Consider the following 22,817-nt stretch of genomic DNA (forward strand, 5'->3'; position numbering starts at 1 on the left):
AAAAACGCCCTAAGAACAGTAATTGTCTTTGGGCGTTGTCTTTATAGAAATAAGTTGGTAGAACTTATTTATTCCATATTTTCCAGGCTTTTCGGGCTTGTAAAACAAGCATAGGGTAACCATTAATAGTTACTGCTCCATTTTGGCTTGCTTGTTTTAAAAAGGCAGTTTGTTCTGGATTGTAAATTAAATCATAAGCAATGTGATCAGGGGTAAAACCACCGTAGTCAATAAGGGGCTTATCTTCTACATTAGGAAAAGTACCCAATGGAGTAGTGTTGATTACAATTTTATATTTTTGAAGTAATTCCGGTGTTACTTGCTCATAGGATAGTTGTCCCTTTTTTGGACTTCTACTTACTATGGTATAGTCTATTTTTAATTTGTCAAGGGCGTACTCAATGGCTTTACTAGCTCCGCCATTTCCTAAGATTAAAGCTCTTTTATGACGTAACTTTAAAAGTGGTTTTAACGAATGATAAAATCCATACCAATCTGTATTATACCCTTTTAATTTACCTTTTTTAGTTACTTTAATAGTATTTACAGCACCTATTTTTTTGGCTGTTTTCCCTAGAGAATCTAAATAGGGGATAACTTCCACTTTATAAGGGATGGTAACATTTAGTCCTTCTATATTTTTGTGATCTTTGAAGATATCTTCGAAGTCCTCAATACTTTGCAAATCAAAGTTTTGATAGGAGTGATCTTTTAAATTCTCTTTTTCAAATTTTTCTGTGAAGTGCTTTTTTGAAAAAGAGTAAGAAATGTTCTTACCTATTAATCCGTAGTTTTTTGTCATGTTTTATAGCTTAAAAAGCTATTTCAAAGGTGAAATAGCTTTTGTATTATTGGTTGTCGAATTTACTTAAAATGTTTTGTACAAAGGGATTATTCCACATGTTTGGAAAAATTCTTTGTATGATTTCTCTGCCCTCAGAATCTTGAACTAGTGCTTTATTTAAATAAAACTCCCCTTGCTCATTTTCCAGTAGGATAAAATATAGCGCTGCTAAGCGGTAATTCACCTCGGCAGTATTGGCGTGAAAATCCGCTATTTGTAAAAGCTTTTGGATAGCTAAGGGATATTGCTCTAAGATATAAAGTGTGTCTGCCCATTCAATCCAGTGTTCCATTAGGTAATTGCCTAATTCGGCTGCTTTTTTATAACCTACTTCTGCTTCTTTGAAATTCAAAGTGTTTTTGTTTAACACCGCATATCTGATCCAATATTTTTGGTTCAGCTCATCGATTTGTATAGCCTTTTGTAAATAGAAAAGTGCTTTATCGTATTTACATTCCTTAATAGATATATCGGTAAGGGCAATCCATCCTTTATCTAGTAATGGATCCTCGTGAACCGCTCTTTTATAGTATTGGTAGGCTTTTGGAAAATCGTTTAATTGTTCAAAACAACTACCAATGCGCAGTAGTACAAAGGAGGTAGCATCATCCAGCTCTAAAGTGGTATTATAACTTTCAATGGCCTCTGTGTATTTTTCTAACTTCTCTAAAGCCTTTCCTTTTTCTAAATAAGCCCCTAAGAAGTATTCATCGATTAAAGTAGCGTATTCAAAAGCCCAAACTGCCTTATCATAGTCCTTTAAAGTAAAGTACTCTCTACCTAATTGATGCCAGGCAATTTCACTATAAGGCTTTTTATCAATGTATTGGGTCAAGAAGTCAATAGCTTCTTGGGTTTCGCTTAAAAAGTCAAAACAATAAATAACATTATAAAGCGCCGATTGATCCTCTTGGTCTTTTTCAAGACATAGAATAAAGTTCTCTTTTGCTTTTTGAATTTCATCTAAAAGAAGGTATTCCATGGCAATTAAAGAGTAAACATCTGCTAAATCTTGGGTAAGAGTAAGGGCAGTTTCTAAGGAAGCAATAGCCTGTTGGTGTTGTCCTTTCTTAGAAAGTATCGTTGCTCTTTGTATGTATATTTCCTCATTAGTGGGATCAATTTCTTGGATCTCATTTAAAAGGCGATCTACTTGATCGTATTTGTGTTCGAAAATTAAAATTTCTACTTCCACTAGCTTTAAACCAACTGAATTAGGATGTTGAGCACAACCTAATTTAAGTGCTTTTTTAGCTAGATTAAGTTTTCCTGAATCTAAATAATGTAAGATAATATTCTCAAATTCCTCGGAATCAAAGAACAATACTTTATTGGTCTTGAGCATTGATTCAAAACGCGAAAGGGTTAATCTGTATTCTTCGTCTTCTTCGTTATCTAAATGCATAGTTTTGTTTTTTTGTACAAAAAATTATAAACCTAACTCTTGTTGTACTTCATTTAAGGCTTGTATAATCATTTCACAGCCTTGTCTAATTTCTTGTTCAGAAATAGTAAGGGGAGGGGTAATACGGATGGCTTTACCTTCAAAAAGTAGCCAAAATAATATCAATCCTTTTTCCTTACATTTAAGAATCACTCTATTGGTAACTTCGCTACTTACAGTCATTGGAGCAAGCATTAGTCCAATTCCTCTAATCTCTTCAATTAATGGGTGAACTAATAATTCTCTAAATAGCTTTTCTTTTTCTAGGGTTTGGGCCATAATATCAGTATGCACCAATTCTTTTAAAACTGCTAAACTTGCCGCAGCAATAACAGGATGACCTCCAAAGGTGGTAATATGCCCAAATCCTGGGTTGCTATACAGAGTGTCCATATGCTCATCACTTGCCATAAAGGCACCACATGGCATACCGCCTCCCATTCCTTTACCCATTACTACAATATCGGGTACTACTTCATAGTTTTGGAATCCAAACAACTTTCCAGTTCTTCCGAATCCTGGTTGAATCTCATCCAAAATCATTAAGGCACCTACCTCTTGACAACGCTTTTTTACTTTGGTTAAAAAACCGTCAAAAGGCTGTATAAAACCAGCTCCACCTTGAATAGTTTCCAAAATAATACCAGCGGTTTTCTCGGTAATTTTTAAAAGATCTTCTTCGTTATTAAAGGTGATAAAATCTACATCTGGAAGTAGTGGTCTATAAGCTCTTTTTCTTTCTTCAAATCCCATTACACTCATGGAGCCCATAGTATTACCATGGTAGGCATTAAAGCAAGAGATAAGCTGGCTTCTACCTGTTACTCTTTTAGCTAATTTTAATGCTCCCTCGGTAGCCTCTGTTCCAGAGTTCACCATATAGGTTTTGTTCAGTGGCTTTGGCGAATGCTCAGAAAGTAACTTACAAAACTCCACAGCTGGATCCTGGATGTATTCTCCATAAACCATTACGTGAGCATATTTATCTACTTGCTCTTTAATGGCTTTACTAACCTCTGGGTGTTGATGACCTAGAGTACAGGCGGAAACACCTGCAACAAAGTCCAAATGAGCTTTATTATCTGTATCGTATATATAGGACCCCTTGGCATGAGATACACTCATTGCAAGTGGGTTGGGAGATGTCTGCGCTTGGTATTTAAAAAAATCTTTTTGCATTATAATTCCATGTTTTTAAGGAGTTATTCTATAGCTCCAAAAAATATTTTTTATGTGTTTTAATAAGGTAACCCCTTGTCTATTAATTAAATAATAGGTAAGTTTATTTGTTTGCAAAGATAAAGAACTTTTCACGTAAAGTGAAAACCTGTTTTATAGTATTATTTTTCCTGTATAGTTTGATTTTCAGGGGTAGGCTGACTTTGTTCTAAAACAGCTTCTTGAGGTAGTTCTTGTGTAGATGTACCTATAGTATCTTGGTTACCCATAGAGGGTTCTACCCAAGAGGATTCCTCTATGTCTTGCTCTTGTTGCAATTGTAGCAAGTCTGGATTTAGCTCGATGGTTTGCTCTTGTAATGGAATAGGGGTTGTAAAACGTTGTTGAGTTTTATCTAATTCTTGTAAAAGAGCTTTTTCCATATCTAATTCTTCTTGTGGAAAAATTTGCTCTAAAGAATCTATTCTCTCACTTCCTCTCCATAAAAAACCGCGTAGAGTTCTAGCATTTGAAGGTAGATCTTTCTCGGGATACATCTCACTGCTTGGATCTACAAATTTAGTTGCAGAGGCAATTTGGCCATCTTCAAACAATAGGTTGATATGGGAACAAATACCTTTGTCAATACCAACTAATTCTTTGTTGTCGTTATATAGATAATAGATCATTTCTGTGTTTTTGATAAGATCTATCTCTTTGAGTTTACCATCTTGGAAGCTACCGTATAAATTCACTCCTTTTAATTGGTTATAACCTGAGCCTATGGTGTCTTTTTCAATTACAAAAGCATCTTGTAATACCTTTAAAGAGTCCAATACTTGGGTCTGAGGATTGTTTAATAGTTCAATAATATTACCACTTAATTGGTTTTCTTTACTCCATACTACAGGGGAGCCTAAGAGTTGAGTAACTCCGGTTTGTTCCATAGACACAATGGAGTCTGCCTTTGCGCTCATACTATCTCTTAAGATACGGGCTCCATTATAGGCTCTAATAATACGGTGTTTCTCTGGACCAGAAAGGCTAATATGCGGGGCATAAAGGTACATGATCGTGCCATCTTGTTCCTCTTTACTAACTAACGGTTTTTTAGTTACAAAAACAGAGTCAATACTTTGGTATACCTCTGCGTAGTGACTTGTTACTGTAGCTTTATTGATTGTATCGGTTATTTTGACATTAAAAGATGCAGAAGCGAACTCTTTATTTCTATCGTAATAGATAGAATCTGCCTCTATTTTTCTTTTCTCATGCCAGATATAGGAGTTTTTTAGAAGTTTGGCTATTTCTTTTTCTACATCGTAAAAACCATTCTCGGTATATATAGAGTTTTCTTGGTTAACAATAGTAGAGGGGCCTATTAGATAGGCATGTTGACCTACTTCATAATAATCTAAATGATCTGAATTTACCTTAGTTTGATCTTCTGTTAGGATGGTTACTCCATTTAAAAACTGGAATTTCTTTTGATCCGAATAATACCTGCCATCGGTACTAGTTAAGGTAGTTCCTTTGTTTTTTATGGTTCCAAATGAGTCATAAAATAGCAAACTTCTATTTCTATCGTATTTTAAAGTATCTGTTAAAAGGGTAGAGTCCGGTGAGGTCAGAATTACATCACCTTGAGCGTAAGCAAAACCATTATTACCATTGTATTCTGCATACGAACTATCTAGGGTTAAAGTGTCTTTTTGAACCACATGTACCTGGCCAAATAGTTTTAAATAGTTCTCCTTCTCAAAATAAAATGCTCTATCACAAGTCATGGTCATACCGTCGTGCTCCGCAGATACGTTACCCGTTAATATTACCGCATCAGGTAGGATATTTTGGTTGATATCGGAAAAATCTGCATGATGAATAATGATTTTATTTTGATTTTGCGTTTGTGCAAAACAAGTAAAACAAAACAGTAGAAAAAATATAATATAATGCAATGCTCTCAAGTCAATAATTTTTTTCAAATTTAAGTAAAATTTGCGTATAAAGATTTTTGTTGGCAATAAATTATCACTTATAAGGCGTTATTTAAAAGCAAAAAAAAAGCACCTTAAAAAAGGTGCTTTATCGCTAAGGTATTAGCTTATTTTAATATTGTTTGCGTTCTATCTGGACCTACAGAAACAATTTTTACAGGTACACCAACTTCTTTTTCAATAAAGCTAATGTATTGTTTTAATTCTTGTGGTAATTGTTCAAAAGACGTCATTTTAGTCAAATCTTGATTCCATCCTTTGATTTGTTGATAGATCGGCTGAATATTTTGCGGTTCTATATTATAAGGAAGGTGATCGATTTCCTCTCCTTTATATAAGTATTTAGTACAAACTTCTAATGTATCAAAACCAGATAAAACATCTGCTTTCATCATATAAAGTTCCGTTACTCCATTTACTTCTACAGCATATTTTAAAGCAACTAAGTCTAACCATCCACAACGTCTAGCTCTTCCTGTTACTGACCCGAACTCACGTCCAACTTCAGCCATAGTTTGACCAGTTTTATCAAATAATTCTGTTGGGAAAGGTCCACTTCCAACGCGAGTAGTGTAAGCTTTGAAAATTCCAAAAACATTTTTTACTTTGTTTGGAGAAATTCCTAAACCTGTACAAGCACCAGCAGCAGTAGTGTTAGAAGAAGTAACAAATGGATATGTCCCAAAATCAATATCTAAAAGAGATCCTTGAGCTCCTTCAGCTAAAATAGATTTTCCTTCTTTTAAAGCAGTGTGTAAGTAGTGTTCACTATCGATGAAAGTTAATTTCTTTAATTGCTCAACAGCATTAAAGAACTCTTCTTCCATTTCTTGTAAGTTATACTGTAACTCCACATCATGAAACTTAATCATAGCCTCATGTTTGTCTGCTAAAGAACGGTAACGCTCTTGGAAGTCAGCAAGCTCAATATCTCCAACTCTTAAACCGTTTCTACCAGTTTTGTCCATATATGTTGGACCAATACCTTTTAATGTAGAACCAATCTTAGCTTTACCTTTTGCTGTTTCTGAAGCAGCATCCAATAAGCGGTGTGTTGGTAAGATAAGGTGTGCTTTTCTAGAGATTAATAAACGAGTGTAAATATCGATATTGAATTTCTCTAACCCTTCAATTTCTTTGATAAAGACTACAGGGTCAATTACAACTCCGTTTCCAATGATGTTAATGGCATTTTTATGAAAAATTCCAGAAGGGATTGTTCTTAAAACGTGCTTAATTCCATCAAACTCTAAAGTATGTCCTGCGTTTGGGCCTCCTTGAAAACGTGCAATAATGTCGTATTCTTTTGTTAATACGTCAACAATTTTACCTTTTCCTTCATCGCCCCATTGTAGGCCAAGTAGTAAATCTACTGTCATTATTTGTGTTGTTAAATGTTGTTTATTTCGATTTTTAATTCTTTAGATATTATTCTTGTTCTTTGGTTGGCGTGTTTTTCTTCACTCCATAAAAGTACAAAGAATGCGTGCTAATTTCTACATCAAAAATTTCTTCAATAGTTTTTTTGATTGTCTGAATTCTAGGATCGCAAAATTCAATTACCTCTCCTGTATCGGTTAAAATAAGATGATCATGTTGCTTGTCAAAATACGATTTTTCGTAATGCGCTTGATTTTGACCAAATTGGTGGCGTCTTACTAAACCACATTCTAAAAGAATTTCTATGGTATTATATAAAGTAGCTCTACTAACTCGGTAATTCTTATTTTTCATTTTGATATAAAGACTCTCGATATCAAAATGGTCTTCGCTATCATAAATTTCCTGTAAAATAGCGTAACGCTCTGGGGTTTTTCTATGCCCTCTCTCTTCTAAGAATTTGGTAAATACGTTTTTAACTATTTCCTGATTTTTTTCACTTCCCATGTCAAAATATCTTAACTGCAAATATATAGCTATTTTTGTTTTCAAGGGCATAAAACTCCACATTGAATTATTATTAACTATATTTTTTACTTGTTTAAAGGCTTGGGGGCCAAAAACAATGTTATTGCCCTATTAATTAGCCTAGTAGACTTAAAAAAGTAACAAGAGTTATCCTCTTGTTACTTTTTCTATTCCTTCTATTTTTTTAATATTATTAATCATCTTCTTTAGAATCTCATTGTTTTGTACAATAACAGTGATAGATCCTCTAAAAATTCCCGCATCTTCACTTAGGGAAATACTGCGAATATTCACCACATTGCTCTCCATGATAATTTTGGTTATCTCGGAGGTTAATCCAGAGGAGTCTAATCCTAAGATATTAATGGTAGCCTCAAAGTTCATTGCTGTAGATTTGTCAATCCACTGAGCTTGTAAAATTCGGTAAGCATAATTAGACCTTAGACTAATTGCATTAGGACAATCGGTTTTATGAACCTTGATTCCATCGTTAATTGTTACAAATCCAAAAACGCTGTCTCCAGCAATAGGGTTACAACAAGTTGCTAACTTATAATCTAGCTTTTCTTTGTCCTTTCCAAATACCAATAGATCAGGTGTCTTTTCCCCAGAGTCCATTAAGTTAGGTAAGGAAGGAGCTCTTTTGATAGTCTTTTTAAAGAAATTAAACAAAGTGTTATTGCGATTAGAGGCAAATTCTTTCAATTGACTGTTGTCAATTACTCCTGCTCCAACTCTATAGAATAACTCTTGGCTTGTTTTTAATTTAAAGTGAATACCCATTTCATTGACTACCTTTTCATCCATGGTAATCTTCAAATGCTTTAACTTACGTTGTAATTGCTCTTTACCTTCGTCAGCAATCTTTTTAATGTCTTCGTTTAAAGCACTTTTAATTTTATTTCTAGCCCTAGAAGTGGTAGCATACTCTAACCAGCTAGGGCTTGGTTTTTTGCTATCAGAGGTAATTACCTCTACTTGATCTCCACTAGTTAAAACGTGGTTAAGTGGTACTAATCTACCATTTACTCTAGTGCCCCTAGTATGAAGACCTACTTCTGAGTGAATAGAAAAGGCAAAGTCTAAGGCAGTTGCTCCTTTTGGCAAAGATTTGATTTGCCCCTTTGGGGTAAATACATAGATTTCCTTAGAGTACAGGCTCAATTTAAAGTCCTCAACAAAATCCACTGCGTCGGTTTCTGCATTTTCAAGGGCTTCTTTTAATTGATTTAGCCAAATATCTAAGGTATTTTCTTCTGTTACTCCTTGTTTGTATTTATAATGGGCTGCATAACCTTTCTCGGCTATTTCATCCATTCTCTCACTTCGTATTTGGATTTCTACCCATCTACCCTTTGGCCCCATAACTGTAATGTGCAGAGCTTCATATCCGGTTGATTTAGGAGCCGATATCCAGTCTCTTAACCGGTTAGGGCTAGGACGGAAGTGATCCGTTACAATAGAATATATTTTCCATGCTATGAATTTCTCATCATGAGGGGTGCTTTTATAAATGATGCGCAGAGCAAATTTGTCGTACACCTCGTCAAAGGTGACGTTTTGGGCTTTCATTTTCTTGCGAATCGAATAGATACTCTTTGGTCTTCCTTTCATGGAGTATTCGATATGCTCTTCGTCTAAGGAATGCTTTAAGATATCCGCTACTCCTTTAATGTAGGCTTGCTGCTCTTCGGTTGTTTCCTTCATTCTATTTACAATGTCTTTGTAAACAGCAGGTTCGGTATATTTTAAACCAAGGTCTTCTAATTTGGTTTTAATGTTAAACAAACCTAAGCGGTGAGCCAGTGGAGCGTAGATATATAGGGTTTCCGAAGCGATTTTAGCCTGTTTATAATCGGCCATGCTCTCCATGGTTTGCATATTGTGCAACCTATCGGCAATTTTAATTAAAATCACCCTTACATCATCGTTTAAAGTAAGGAGCATTTTGCGGTAATTTTCCGCCTGCATAGAGATATGTGGATCTGGCTCTAAAAGGGCCATTTTAGTTAGTCCTTCGACAATCTGGGCTACTTTTGGATTGAACCACTCCTTTATTTGCTGTACGGTAATATCGGTATCCTCCACCACATCGTGTAGTAGAGCTGAGGCAATGGAAGTTGCTCCCAATCCAATCTCTGAGGCTACAATTTTAGCTACAGCAATAGGATGGAATATATAGGCTTCTCCCGATTTACGTCTTTGGTCTTTATGTGCTTTAACTGCTACGTCAAAAGCCTTGCGTATGAGTTTTTTATCCTCCTCGCTTAAGGTTTGGTAGCTTATTTTTAATAATTCTTTGTATTGCTGCGCAATAGCTTTATTTTCTAATTCAATTTCTGCCTCTGTCATATACGCAATCCTTAATTTGAGTGAATTCTTAAAGGAAAGATACAAAATAAACCGCAATGGATTTTAATGCCTTATGTTAAATTATTATAGCACTATAGAGAAAAAGTATAGTATTCTCCTTAAAGGGAAGTTTTAGTGTAGTTTTTCACCATACAAGGGTAAAAAACTACACATATTGCTTTTTAAGTAAGTGTCAAAAAGCTTGTTGTTATTGGAAGTTACGTTGTCTTTTTGCCTCGAAAAGCAAAATAGAAGCTGCAACCGATACATTCATAGAGTCAATTTGTCCACTCATAGGAATGATGATATTTTGCTTACTATGGTCTCTAAAATCTTGACTTAACCCTGTTGCCTCTGTTCCTACCACAAATGCACTAGGACCAGTGTAATCTATGGTATGGTAACCGGTAGAATCTTGTAGAGTAGCACTGTAAAAAGGAATGTTATTCTCTTGTAAAAAGGCAATGGTATCTTGTGTAGTTGCCATGGCAATTTGATTGGTGAAAACACATCCAACCGAAGAGCGTATCACATTTGGATTATATAGGTCTGTCTTGGGATTGGCAATAATAACCGCATCTATATTAGCGGCATCTGCTGAACGTAATATAGCTCCAATATTTCCAGGTTTTTCCGTTGCCTCTGCCACCAAGATAAGTGGATTATCTGTAAGGGTTAAATCCTCTAGAGATAGGGATTTTGTACTAGCAATAGCAAGAACACCTTCGGTGGATTCTCTATAGGCTAACTTATGGTAGACTTCTTTACTAATTTCAATACATTCCTTAGTGTTACTTTCTAACTCATGTAAGATATCTTTAGGTAATAAATCACTTTGAAAAAGAATCGTATTGATTAAATAACCACCAGCTTTGGCAAGTTGTATTTCTCTTATCCCTTCTATTACAAAAGAATTAGAACTACGTCTTGCTCTAGATTTCTCTTGCAGTTGTATAATGGACTTTATCAAGGGATTTTGAATGCTTTCTATCTTTTTATAGGTCATTTTAAAGGGATGCTTTTGCTTTTAATTTTAGATATTTATCGATCACTTGTATACTCAAACTCTCTGGTTTTGTTAGTATACAAGAGATACCATAACGCAGTAATTCTTGTCGAATTAATTGCTTTTCAAAGATAAATTTTTCTGCCAACACTTTGTCAACTATTTCATCAATATTTTTTGGAGTCTTTTCACTGATTTCTTCTATTAGAGTATTTTCAAAAAACACCACCACTAAGGCGTGTTTTTTTGCAATATTTCTCAAATAGGGAATCTGGTTTTTTAAATTGGGAATCGCCTCAAAATTCGTGAATAAAACAAGTAAACTTCGCTGAGGTATATTGGTCTTAGTAAAGCGGTATAGCGCCGAGAAATCACTTTCCTCAAAGCTAGTTTGTACATCGTATAACTTTTGGTTAATCTTGGTTAATTGCCCTGTTTTATTACTGGAAACAACATGGTCTTCTACTTGTTTGGCAAGGGATATAAAACCAACTTTGTCCTTTTTTCTTAAAACGATATTACTCAAAGCTAAGGTAGAATTAATAGCGTAGTCTAATAAACTTAAACCTTCAAAAGGCATTTGCATAGCTCTTGCTTTATCTACGATACAATATACATTTAGAGTAGTTTGATCTTGGTATTGGTTAACCATCAAACTTCGGGTTTTTGCGGTAGCTTTCCAGTTCACATAACGTAAATCATCGAAAGGAGCATAGGGTTTGATTTGTTCAAATTCTAAGGAGTTCCCTAGTTTTCTTAAGGCATTTTGCCCCGATAGAGTAGGAGATTTGGACACATTAATCATTTGGTATTTCTTCATTTGTATAAAGGAAGGATAGCAAGACAAAACACAAGGACTTTCAAAGGTGAATCTTCTTTGTAATAACCCTAGTGGACTAGTGACAAAACCGCGAAGGTGTCCAAAGTAATATACTCCTCTTTTTTTAGGTACTAAAAAATAGGAGTGTTCTTTGTGTTGTTGTTTTTCCAGTTCGATTTCAATTAGAAAGTCCCTAATTTGAAAGACAATGGGAATTTCATCGATGATCTCCACTTTAATATGGAAGTTATAATGGTTTTCTATCTTTAGGTGGATGTAATTCTTATCGGAATTGGAAAGCTGTAACGGCAATTCTCTTTTTATTTGAAGTCCTTTTTTATTGGAAAATAGCTTCCTATAATCCCATAGAAATGCTATACTTAATCCCAAGAGAATACTCCATGGCAAAAAGTAGAGTATAGGTATGAAAAAAGAGACTATAAATAAGAAGAGAACACTTATTAGTACCAGGTATACTCTTTTTAGTAGATAAATGTTTTTAATGTTTTCCCACATATATACTTAGTGATTAACGGGGGATTTCCACCGAATCCATAATCATTGTAATTACCTCTTTCGAAGTTAAACCTTCCATTTCCTTATCTGGGTTAAGTACCACTCTATGGGTTAAGACAGGGTAGATAACCATTTTGATGTCCTCTGGAGTTACAAAATCTCTTCCTTGAATGGCAGCATAAGCCTTACTTGTTTGTAATATAGCGATGGATGCCCTTGGAGAAGCTCCTAGATAAAGTAAAGGATTATCTCTAGTACTACTCACTATTTTAGCTATGTACTCTATAAGATGCTCATCAATATGTACCTTTTTAATTAGGTCTTGATAATGCAAAAGTTCTTCAGAACTTAAAACAGGTTTAACCAGGGTTAACTTATTTGTATTGGTAAAGGAATGTTCTCTTTGTAAAAGTTCTATTTCATTTTCTAAAGAAGGATAATTTATGTTTATCTTAAATAGGAAACGATCTAATTGGGCCTCAGGTAGGGGGTAGGTTCCCTCTTGTTCAATAGGGTTTTGAGTAGCAATTACAATAAAAGGGCCCTTTAAAGGATAGGAGTGCGAATCGATAGTGATTTGCTTTTCCTCCATGGCTTCAAATAAAGCAGACTGGGTTTTTGCTGGGGCTCTATTAATCTCGTCAATTAAGACCATATTGGAAAAAAGAGGTCCTTTTTTAAACTCAAAGCTATTGCGTTCTAGGTTATAGATGGAGACTCCTAAAATATCCGATGGCATTAAATCAGGAGTAAACTGTATTCTTTTAAATTCAATTTCGGTACTTTGAGCCAAAAGTTTAGCCATAAGTGTTTTGGCAACTCCAGGGGCTCCTTCTAAAAGCAGGTGACCTGAGGCTAATAGACAAACTAAGATTTGATCCATAACATGTTCTTGTCCAATAATTACTTTTTGTAATTCTTGTCTAATTAAATCCATGCTTTGTTTTAATGGCTGTAAATCTAAGCGTGTTTGAAATTCTATTTGTTGGTTATTCAAAGGTTCTTGGTCCATATTCTAGTTGATTTTAAGGCATTATTTTTTGACTTAATTTATATAGTTTAATCAAGTTTTGTTTGTTAGGTGTAATATTGTTATGCCTTATTTCTAGGGCAAAGTGTACAAAATTGCTAATATCTTCTTTACTCTTATTGGACTTTATATGCAATTGATTTATAAAGTCTTGGTTTAAGGTATGAGTGGGGATACTATAGCGCTGTTTTATTTTCTCTAATGTAAAAAAGAGGCTTTTATCCATTAAGGACCCATAGTCTTTATTTTGCAGGTAAAGCCCAGAGAGAGTTTGTAAAAAAGCTACACTTTGGTTCTCTACCATGGGTATACGCGCAATAACGCGCTGTTTTCTTTTGGCATTAAATACCATAAAGACAATCAAGGTAAAAAGAAGGGTTTGCCATGCCCATTTTAAAGAGGGATGGAAAAAGATAAAACGCATTAATGAGGTGGATACCGGCTTTTGTTCTTTAGCTGTAATAGGAGTATCATCCAAGAAGTAGGTTTTACCTGAAGGTAAATAAGATAAGACACTTTGGGCGTAAAGGTGATTATTACTATGTAAAAGAGCGTAGTTGGTAAAAGCTACAGGATCGGTAGATAACAATAGGGTTCCCTTGCCAATGTTTATTCTGACAAAGTTAATGTCCGTGTTTCCATAATTTGTTTTATAACCTAATACCCATGTTTTTCCCCTTGCAGTATCTGGAATGTCAAAGGCATATTGGGTAAGCTCTTGATAAGAGAACTGCTGGCTATGTAAATGTTTATTGGTCAGTTGTAATCTTTTATTGCCTGGATTGTCAAATGTGAATTGATCAACTAATTTTATTTGTAAGGTGTCTAAAAAACCCGGAGGGAAATACGCATTTATAAGTAGAGCAGTATTACCTTTTTCCACATAGTCAACAAGGTTTTTATTTACCGAGTTGTTCCAATCCATACTATAGCCAATATACAGTAAGTTAGAAATAGAGGTAGAATCAAGGCTCTGTTGCTCTAAAAAAAGGCTAAGGGATTCATTGACTTTTACAACGGAATCTTGCTCTAATAAATTGGGTAATTCTTGATTAAGGATATAAAGCCCATAAGGGATTTTATCCGATGAGCTATAAGTGGGGGTCCAATCCACTGGAGGCCTTTGACTTTGTTTTGTTAGAACTATAAAGATAGTTATTATAAAAACCCCAAAAACAAGTTGTTGGATTAATTTACGCATAGTCATTGGTTTTTAATAGGGTTAAAAAGCAATGCTCTGCCTTGTCAAATTGGGCTTTATCGATAGAATGTTGTCCATACCAAATGTTGTCATATAGATAACATGCATAGGTAAATTCTTGTTGTAATTTTGGGTTTTTAATTTCTTTTTGATAATCTTTATTTGTCTTTTGCTTATCCCACACAACATGGTTGTTTTTCTCTAAATGCTGTAAAAGCCATAGGTAATATAGGCGGATTGCCAGGGTGTAGTTTTGCCCTTGCACACTCTTTTGAACCAACTCTTGAAAATCAGTAGCTTCTAGATTATCTTGTATTTTTTGTAAATCTACCTGAAAGTTTTTAGAAGATTTTGTAAACAACCAATAAATGTCTTTTTGTCGAATTGCTTTATAGACATAGTAACCCAATAAAACAAGGGCTACAACACCTAAGACTTTTAATACATCAATCAACCAATAAAAAGTAGAAGAGTTAACTTCAGGTGGCTTAAAAAAAGAGGATAAAAAACGATCAATAGACTTTTTTATTTTACTCCATGTAGATGGGGTTTGCTCTGCATAATTAAACAAAGGGTCTCTTTGGTATTTTGGTTTAAAATTTGCTTGAAATTTTTTAGACACTAAGGCAGAATCCACTTCCTTTTTTAAAGGTAATATATTGACTTTTTTTATAGGCAAAGCTATAATGGAGCTTTGATTAGGCTCTAATGTATCGGGTACTGCCACCTTCAAAGTATCTTTTAATACAGTTGTAGGTGGTAATACAAAGGCTTTACAGTGGAGGGAAAATCCAATTAAAAGCACATATAAATAGCAGCTAAAATGGTTTGTCTTGTTCTCCAATGGATTCAATTAGATTATCAATATTTGTGTTATCTCTTCTTTCTTGTTCACTAAAGAACACAATTCCTTGGTTGATCATAAAAACGAGGTAGACTAAATAGGAGAATAATGAGGTAATGATTGCTAGAATAACAGTGATTATTTGTGTCGGTAGACTAGGATCATATGGTTGTGGGTTTTCTAATCCTTGTAAGATAGATCCAAAGGTTATAAACTGCAAGATACTAGCTGGAATAGAGATGAGAATTGTAGAAAGCAATAAGATAATACATCCATTACCTAAAATAGCCCCAAAATTGGCCTTTAGCATTCTAAAGCTCACCCCATAGGAGGCGAAAAAGTCATTTCTATTTAGCATATAGTCATAGAAAGCCAAAGTGAAGAAACTGGCCATAGTAGGGAAAAATAGTATCAATAAAGGAATACCGATAAGAATAATACTTAAGGCTCCAAAAATACCAACAGCAATCATACTTATTGGAATAAGTAAAAGGGTACTAAAGAAAAGAAAACCAAAGGCTCTAAATCCGTTTTTTCTTACTAAAGTTTTATATTCTGATGCTTTATCTCTCTTGTTTTGACCATATAGATTTAAAAAGTACATGGGGTAAATAAAAGTAATAATACTAATAATGGTTGATAGGATAAAGATGATAAAAAGCGTCAATGTATTTATTGGAGAGAAAAATTCTTCGGAATCAAATTCTCCTGTATTAAGCTGGTTAATAAACTCATAGGAAGAGGAGGAAAGTATTTGATTTAAACCAATAGTTATAATAAGTAATAAACCACAAAGTTTTAAATAGTCCATTAAAAACGACTTTCCCTGTGTTTTGAAAAGGTCGATAGTGTCTTGTAAATAAGTACCAAAATCTTTGGGTTGGCGTAAGTTAATCATTTTGAATTGTGTTGGTTAGTATACTTTTAAAGGTTGTTGTTGTCTTTTCTTTGCCTTATAAGGAAAGATAAAGAAATAATATACGATACTAGTGAAAGTCAGTAGAAGAATACTGTAGTTAAGTATATTGGGCATTTCTTTGGAATACCTGGTTATAAAACCTTCAATAAAAGCTGCCACGATGGTAAATGGAACTGTGGCAAGAAAGATTTTTAAGGCATTTTTAAAACCTATTTGAAAGCTTTGTACCCTAGAATAGGTCTTGGGAAATAATATACTTCCTCCTACAATAAATCCTGCACAAGCCTCTATGACCATACTTATTACCTCTAAGAAACCATGTAACCAAATTCCTTTAAAACTCTCCCAAAAAGAATTTTGTGCAATAAAAAAATATTGAAATGACCCAATCATTATGCCATTGTGTAATAAGAAGAGTAGTGTACCACCCCCGGCAAATATACCATAGAGGAAAAAACGCACTCCTACATAGAGATTATTTGCGGCTATAATAGTAAAACTCGACCAAGTTCCTCCTGATTTATAAATAGCCATAGGATCGTCACTAGCTATATTTTCCAGGGTTCTATTTACATATTCGTCTCCTAAAACTAGGCGTACAAAACTAGGGTCATAATAACTGGAAATTACCCCAATGAATACTGTGGCTAAAAACAAAGCCAAACTAAAAAACAAATAGGAGCGATATTGGTATAATAAAAGGGGTACTTCTTGTAAAAAGAAATGTTCTATTACATTGTGTTTTGCTCGTTTCCTTTTATAGATTTTTTGGTAAGTTTGTGCGCACAGGGCATTTAAATATTGCGTAACTTTACTGTGTGGGTAAAAAGTTTGGGCATATCCTAGATCATTGAGTAATGAAATATACATACTAGATAAATCATCCGCGGATAAAGGGCTATAAGACTTAAGCATATCTTCATACTTTTGCCACTGCTCTCTATTTTTTTTTATAAAAGAAACCTCTCTCATTGGGATAATTTAACACTTGATTCATGGCTAATTTAAGAATTAATACAACACAAAACATCATTATTTCTTTTAATAATGCTTCCTTAAGTAAACGTATTTTTGCATTCTTTCTGGATTTATTGTTTATGGTGCTTTATTTTCTTCTTATTTTTATTCTTTGGAATAATTTATTCAAAAACTACACTATTTCTGATAATTTTATGACCATGGCCATTGGGGTAATTATTTTCTTACCTATTATAATGTATAGTTTTATTTTTGAACTTCTATTACAAGGATGCACACCTGGTAAGAAGGTATTGGGATTAAGGGTTATTAAAATAGATGGTAGCCAAGCAAGTGCTTCTGATTATTTTATCCGATGGGTCATGCGTTTAATAGATATTTGGTCCTTTAGTGGTATTATAGGCATACTAAGTATTGTATTTAGTTCTAAAAACCAGCGTTTAGGGGATATCTTATCGCATTGTGGGGTAATCAACCAACTTGCATTTAAAAGAGGATTGCAACAATCTATCTACCAGGAAGTGGAAGATACATATAAACCTGTATATTTACAGGTTGTTAGCCTTAGCGACAAAGATATGGCTATCATTGTAAGGGCTTATCACAATTATCTTAGAACTAAGGATGTTAGCCTATTAGATAGATTGACTAAAAAGGTTACAACAACTTTGGGCATTGAGCCAAAAGAGAAAAGTAATCAAGATTTTTTAGCCACTATTATCAAAGATTACAACTTTTTAACGGCTAGGATTTAATTATTTTACGGTATATATTTTTAGATGACTTTTTTTCACATTTTTGATTTATTAGGGACTTTGGCTTTTGCCATCTCCGGAGCACTAGCTGGAAGAGAAAGAAAATTAGATTTATTTGGGATGAGTATTTTGGCTTTTGCCACAGCTATTGGTGGGGGAACTATACGAGATATGATGATAGGAATCACCCCAGTGATGTGGTTAAGGGACATGAGTTACTTTAGTGTAGTTTTATTAGGTGTTGCCATGGCAATTGTGTTTTACCAGCGTTTTAATGTACTGCGTTATTCCTTATTTTTATTTGATACCATTGGTATTGCTGTATTTACTTTAATTGGTATTGAAAGAGGTTTAGAAGTGGGACTACACCCTGTAATATGTGTTTCTTTAGGAACTATCACTGCTTGTTTTGGTGGAGTAATAAGGGATACTTTAGCAAATCAAATACCTATTATTTTCAAAAAAGAAATTTATGCTACTGCTTGTATTATGGGTGGGGCAATGTATTTTGGTCTTCTTCACTTTAATATTGGAAGGGATTTATTGTACATAGGAACAGCTTGTTTTATTATACTAATTAGAGTGCTATCGGTTCGTTACAAATGGAGCCTACCTTTTGCACACGATTAATCCTAGTGGGATAAAAGTAAAAAAAAGATATACTTTTTAAGACAAGATGGAACTTAAAAAGTATATCTATTGAAAGCCCTTTATTAAGGAAGCATATTATTATCTCTCATCCGATTATTGAATGTTTGTATATAAGCTTTTAAAAATTCTTCCATTTGTTTTACCACTAAAGGCAGCTCCTTTTGAAGATCGTTTTTAAGTATTGGGTCTTTCTTAAAGTCATATAAGCCTAGGATGTTTTCTCCATCAGAGGCCAAGTAGTAATCTTTATGGATACAGTTATAGATGTTATCTAGATAATTAACCACAAAATCTTGCTCAGAACGGAAGCTTTTTCCAAAAGTTAGTACTTTGGTATTGATCTGTAAATAATCCATTATACTTGGAAAGATATCTATTTGTTGAAAGTTTTTAGACTCTTTTTTAATTGGAATTGTAGAATCAAAAGGGGCATAGAACATAATAGGAATTCTAAATTTTCCCACATTAGTTTTAAATTCATCTTCTTGAGGCTCGGAGGAAGTATGGTCTGCTGTAATAATAAATAGAGTGTCTTTGAACCAACTTTTTGTTTTAGCCTTTATAAAGAATTGCTTTAAAGCATAATCTGTATATGCAATGGACTCGTGAATACTGGCTGTTCCCTTAGGAAATTTTCCTTTATATTTCTTTGGAATAGTATAAGGATTATGAGAAGAAATAGTAAATAGTGTACTAAAAAAAGGAATTGGAAAGGTGTCTAATTGATCAGAGAAGAAATTCAAAAATTCTTCGTCAAAAATCCCCCAGGTTCCGTCAAATGCCTCTGGACCAACGTACTGATCTTTGCCGTAGTATTCTTTGAACTCTGCTACATTAGAGTACTGATCAAAATTCTGACTCCCATTAAAGGACCCATGAAAAAAAGACGTATGATAACCTATATCATTTAATATCTTAGGAATAGTGTTTACTGTATTTAGAGAATAACTAGATGAAATATAGGTGTTGTTCATCAAACTTGGGATACTTGATATGGTAGATGGTACCGCATCTATAGATACTTTACCATTGGCAAAGCCATTCTCAAAGTAATAACTTTGTGTGGTTAAACTATCCATAAAGGGAGTTAACCCTCTAAACATTACCTCTTGTCCAAAGCTTTCTACAATTAAAAGAACGACATTCTTCTTGTTGATAGAATCATATTTAAAATCCACTACAGGCCAAAAAACTTCTTGTAACTGCTCTTGGGTGTAGAAATTAATTTCTTTAAGATTTTCACTTTTACCAATTGTTTTTAAAACAGCAAAAGGGGTATTGGCCACTAATGCTGTATTTTTAATATTTCCGTAACTAGCAGCATCTACTAATCGAAGGGGTTTTTCTTGCAAGCCTCCTCTTCCGAAGATAATTAAAAGGCCAACTGTAAGTAGGCAGAATACATAATTTAGCAAATTATAATTCCTCTTGTTTACTTGAAATGCAATACTGCGGTATAACATAAAGGTAATCCCAATAGTTATAAAGGTAAATAAGGGGATCCACCAAAACTCTAAGATGAAGTTCTTTAATAAACCAGGTAGCTCATTCTCCATTCCTTTTGCAGTTATAAAGGAATAGGAACTTCTTCTTCCAATAAATTTAAAATACTCATAGTCTACAAAGTTCAGGCAAAGGAATAATGTATTTACTAGGTAAAAACTATAGAATAGAAACCTCTGGTATCCTTTTCTAAGTTGGAAGGCACCAGGTATTAAGCTCAAAAATGCAAAGATGATATTGATATAACCTAAAGTCGCTAAATCAAAACGGATTCCTCCTAAGATATTTTTCCATTCTAACGGTGCTAATAAAGAGCTATTAGACAAGTAAAAACCAAATCTATTCACTTGATAAAATAGAAAGAAAAGAAAAAATCTCTTAAAGAAAATAAGGAATGGTTCCGGATTAAATTTAGTCATAATAAAAAGTAAAATTAATCGAAGATGATTAATGTTATAGTATAGAGTTATGTTTTAGTAATTATTAAATATAATGATAAAATAACAATTAATTAATATTGTTTGTAATTATATAGTATTTGAGTGTAGGTTTGTGTGAACTTCATGTTTGGTTTTTTTTTCTTAATTTTTTATCATAATTAATTTGTAAAGTTTAATAAAAAGACATTTTTATAGTAGTGTTAATGCTGTTTTTGTATTCTAAAGAGGGTATGTACACAGATCCTTCCTAGTCTTTTATCTTTTGCTGTAGCTAAGGAAATTCTATTATTTTGGTTGTTTTGAAGTATTGTGATAGGTAATGAGTCAAGTAGTATTTAGCTCTATAATGCATCGTTATACTAGGATTACAAAAAAAATACCCTTCTATTAATAGAAGGGCAGATGCGCAAGTAAGGGTATAACATTTGTTTATTGCCCACAAGGGTTCTTGTATATAGCCTAAATAACAACAAGGTAGGATGGACTTTTTGGAGTACTTAAAAAGGTTGTTGGTTTTACTTTTGTGATGTATATGGCTTTAGGGTTGTTGTACTTGTTTATTGTATTGGCCTTTAAGCAAAGAAAAGCAAGACTAAAGAGAGCTTGGTGGAGATTTTATAAAATTGTATTTAGTGTCTTGCTGTTTTTTACGGACAGGGCTAAAATAAAAAATGCAAGATGTAGAGCGTATAAAGCGCTAAACCTTGCATTGTATTTTTATCTTTTAATTAAAAAGCTTTAAAGTCTTTAGTAACTATAGTTGAAATTATTTTTTAAATAATTTTTTGATCCATTCTTTCCTATTGTTTCCATCTTTCCAAGAACCTGAAAAGCGGTGAATAGCATAAGTATCTGCTTCTACTTTACATTCTTGGGTATATACATTTATAGGGCTAAAGTAATAAGTAGGGTAAACAGTGATACCACCGCTTAGGTGTTGTATTTTGTTTTCTAATTTTAAGCCTTTTTGTAGTAAGGTTTTAGTAGTTGTAATTGTATTAGGTGTAGTGTAATACTTTTTATATGGATGAAACTTTCTGTAGAAAGATTTACCTTTATAAAAGTCTAGAAGTTCTTGGGTTAATGGGTGGTTTTTAACAGCACCAATTAAAGCAGTACACACTAATTTATCGGATTCAAAACCTATAAAAAAGTCATGTTTCAAAAAGCCATCTAAACTTTTAAGTACCTCTACATCTGTATCCATGTATACTCCACCATACTCTTGTAAGGCATGTAATCTACATACATCAGAAACAAAGGCAAATTTTCTTTCACCATAGGCTTGTTTAGCAAAAGGGTAAGCATCTATATCAAAATTATCTTCATTCCATACCATTAACTGATAATCGGGTAAATTGGCTGTAAAAGAGGCTAAACATTCTTTTACTAAAGGTGTATATTGTCCTTTACCAAACCAACATATATGAATTATTTTAGGAATCATAAATAAAAGTGTTTTACCCTATTAAAGGTGGTGAATTAAGCTTGCCTATATTTTTAAAAAAAGGCGTTGAGCAAATTTAAAATTAAGTTATATAAAGTATAAGCCTATAGCTATGGTTAGCTAATTGTACTAATTAGGGGGTGTAAATAAAAAATCCACCATAGACAGTGGGCGGATTTTTTTACTTTGGCCCTAAATATCAATTATTTTTTGTTTTTAGCTTGTCTTTGTAAGGCAATGAGTTTGGTGTATTTCATAAAAGAGAAAAAGGCTTGTATACCTGCGATGGCTAAACCGTCAATTCCATTAAATACTCCACCTTTAAAGAAGTAACATCTTACAAAGGCAACTGTTCCATTTAACACTGGTTTAAAGCTACTCACTCTTTTACCTGCATCGAATAATTCTTGAGCATTATGGCTAGAGTATTGGTTTTTCTTAGCAATGATTTGCTCATAACCGCTCCAACCATAGTGTAAAATATGTACATTTACTTTCTTCTTTTTAGAAGTTACAATGTACTGATGGGCCATATCATTGGAAGGTTTAGCTGTCTTTTTATTAAAGAAGCGAACCTTTGAATCTGGATACCATCCGGAGAAGTCAATTAATTTTTCTCCCATAAAGTTTTTCACTCTAAAGCTGTAAGCATCATAAAGGTCCGTTTCAAAAAAGGAACCTTTTTGAATAAATTCTAGTGCATCTTTATCTAAGTACTCATCTGCATCTAAGTTTAGAATCCAGTCCCATTTACAGAACTGTAAGCCATATGTACGTTGAGGACCATCTCCTAAATAAGCTTGTTTATATACTTTAGCTCCTTTTTCTTGGGCTATTTCCACGGTCTTATCTGAACTGTTGGAATCTATAACAATTACTTCATCACATACAAGTAAAAGTTCTTCTACGCATCTACCTATGTTCTTTTGTTCATTATAGGTTATAATTAGTCCGCTTATTTTCATATGAAAGAGAGATTACTCTATATTTATTTTTTTCTTATT

General features: G+C 33.6%; 19 protein-coding genes. 2 read left to right on the forward strand and 17 right to left on the reverse strand.

Annotated elements, in window-relative coordinates; all coding sequences use genetic code 11:
- Positions 1-64: 64 nt before the first annotated feature.
- The 14 genes from ACYSNX_RS00805 to ACYSNX_RS00870 form a co-directional block, all read right to left on the reverse strand.
- Positions 65-802, reverse strand: coding sequence for a shikimate dehydrogenase family protein (locus ACYSNX_RS00805; RefSeq protein WP_461752788.1), 738 nt, complete (start codon positions 800-802; stop codon positions 65-67).
- A gap of 46 nt (positions 803-848) precedes the next feature.
- On the reverse strand, positions 849-2,249 hold the full coding sequence (locus ACYSNX_RS00810; RefSeq protein ID WP_461752789.1) for a tetratricopeptide repeat protein: 1,401 nt from the start codon (positions 2,247-2,249) through the stop codon (positions 849-851).
- Between the two features lie 24 nt (positions 2,250-2,273).
- Positions 2,274-3,467, reverse strand: a complete 1,194-nt coding sequence (locus ACYSNX_RS00815; RefSeq protein ID WP_461752790.1) for an aspartate aminotransferase family protein — start codon at positions 3,465-3,467, stop codon at positions 2,274-2,276.
- 161 nt (positions 3,468-3,628) lie between these two features.
- Positions 3,629-5,431 carry an OstA-like protein gene (locus ACYSNX_RS00820; protein WP_461752791.1) on the reverse strand — a complete coding sequence of 601 codons (1,803 nt, stop codon included), beginning with the start codon at positions 5,429-5,431 and terminating at the stop codon, positions 3,629-3,631.
- A 119-nt stretch (positions 5,432-5,550) separates the two neighbouring features.
- A complete protein-coding gene (locus ACYSNX_RS00825; protein ID WP_461752792.1) occupies positions 5,551-6,822 on the reverse strand; it encodes an adenylosuccinate synthase in 1,272 nt (423 codons plus the stop codon).
- A 49-nt stretch (positions 6,823-6,871) separates the two neighbouring features.
- The gene (locus ACYSNX_RS00830; RefSeq protein WP_461752793.1) at positions 6,872-7,330 is read right to left on the reverse strand and encodes a Fur family transcriptional regulator; all 459 of its coding nucleotides are present in this window, start codon (positions 7,328-7,330) and stop codon (positions 6,872-6,874) included.
- Between the two features lie 168 nt (positions 7,331-7,498).
- Complete coding sequence (locus ACYSNX_RS00835; RefSeq protein ID WP_461752794.1) at positions 7,499-9,703, reverse strand: RelA/SpoT family protein; 2,205 nt, start codon at positions 9,701-9,703, stop codon at positions 7,499-7,501.
- A gap of 208 nt (positions 9,704-9,911) precedes the next feature.
- A complete protein-coding gene (locus ACYSNX_RS00840) occupies positions 9,912-10,709 on the reverse strand; it encodes a TrmH family RNA methyltransferase (protein ID WP_461752795.1) in 798 nt (265 codons plus the stop codon).
- 1 nt (position 10,710) lies between these two features.
- Positions 10,711-11,937 (reverse strand): DUF58 domain-containing protein, encoded by a 1,227-nt coding sequence (locus ACYSNX_RS00845; RefSeq protein ID WP_461752796.1) that lies wholly within the window; start codon positions 11,935-11,937, stop codon positions 10,711-10,713.
- A 121-nt stretch (positions 11,938-12,058) separates the two neighbouring features.
- Positions 12,059-13,057: an AAA family ATPase gene (locus tag ACYSNX_RS00850; protein WP_461752797.1), complete on the reverse strand. Its 999-nt coding sequence runs from the start codon at positions 13,055-13,057 to the stop codon at positions 12,059-12,061.
- Positions 13,058-13,070: 13 nt separating this feature from the next.
- A complete protein-coding gene (locus ACYSNX_RS00855) occupies positions 13,071-14,276 on the reverse strand; it encodes a DUF4350 domain-containing protein (protein ID WP_461752798.1) in 1,206 nt (401 codons plus the stop codon).
- Positions 14,269-15,120: a DUF4129 domain-containing protein gene (locus tag ACYSNX_RS00860; RefSeq protein WP_461752799.1), complete on the reverse strand. Its 852-nt coding sequence runs from the start codon at positions 15,118-15,120 to the stop codon at positions 14,269-14,271. The genes ACYSNX_RS00855 and ACYSNX_RS00860 overlap by 8 nt, the downstream gene beginning before the upstream one ends.
- Positions 15,095-16,018 carry a hypothetical protein gene (locus ACYSNX_RS00865; RefSeq protein ID WP_461752800.1) on the reverse strand — a complete coding sequence of 308 codons (924 nt, stop codon included), beginning with the start codon at positions 16,016-16,018 and terminating at the stop codon, positions 15,095-15,097. The genes ACYSNX_RS00860 and ACYSNX_RS00865 overlap by 26 nt, the downstream gene beginning before the upstream one ends.
- Before the next feature lie 15 nt (positions 16,019-16,033).
- Positions 16,034-17,011 (reverse strand): stage II sporulation protein M, encoded by a 978-nt coding sequence (locus tag ACYSNX_RS00870; RefSeq protein ID WP_461752801.1) that lies wholly within the window; start codon positions 17,009-17,011, stop codon positions 16,034-16,036.
- Between the two features lie 23 nt (positions 17,012-17,034).
- Between ACYSNX_RS00870 and ACYSNX_RS00875 the strand changes: the two genes are divergently transcribed.
- Both ACYSNX_RS00875 and ACYSNX_RS00880 read left to right on the forward strand, forming a co-directional pair.
- Positions 17,035-17,772 (forward strand): RDD family protein, encoded by a 738-nt coding sequence (locus tag ACYSNX_RS00875; protein WP_461752802.1) that lies wholly within the window; start codon positions 17,035-17,037, stop codon positions 17,770-17,772.
- A gap of 24 nt (positions 17,773-17,796) precedes the next feature.
- Positions 17,797-18,402 carry a trimeric intracellular cation channel family protein gene (locus ACYSNX_RS00880; RefSeq protein ID WP_461752803.1) on the forward strand — a complete coding sequence of 202 codons (606 nt, stop codon included), beginning with the start codon at positions 17,797-17,799 and terminating at the stop codon, positions 18,400-18,402.
- 83 nt (positions 18,403-18,485) lie between these two features.
- Here the strand turns inward: ACYSNX_RS00880 and ACYSNX_RS00885 are convergent, their stop codons facing one another.
- From ACYSNX_RS00885 to ACYSNX_RS00895, 3 genes are all read right to left on the reverse strand, one after another.
- A complete protein-coding gene (locus tag ACYSNX_RS00885; protein ID WP_461752804.1) occupies positions 18,486-20,345 on the reverse strand; it encodes an LTA synthase family protein in 1,860 nt (619 codons plus the stop codon).
- A 787-nt stretch (positions 20,346-21,132) separates the two neighbouring features.
- On the reverse strand, positions 21,133-21,813 hold the full coding sequence (locus tag ACYSNX_RS00890) for a glycosyltransferase family 32 protein (protein WP_461752805.1): 681 nt from the start codon (positions 21,811-21,813) through the stop codon (positions 21,133-21,135).
- Positions 21,814-22,016: 203 nt separating this feature from the next.
- On the reverse strand, positions 22,017-22,778 hold the full coding sequence (locus ACYSNX_RS00895; RefSeq protein WP_461752806.1) for a glycosyltransferase family 2 protein: 762 nt from the start codon (positions 22,776-22,778) through the stop codon (positions 22,017-22,019).
- Positions 22,779-22,817: the final 39 nt, after the last annotated feature.

This window comes from Myroides sp. LJL115, from assembly GCF_054871665.1.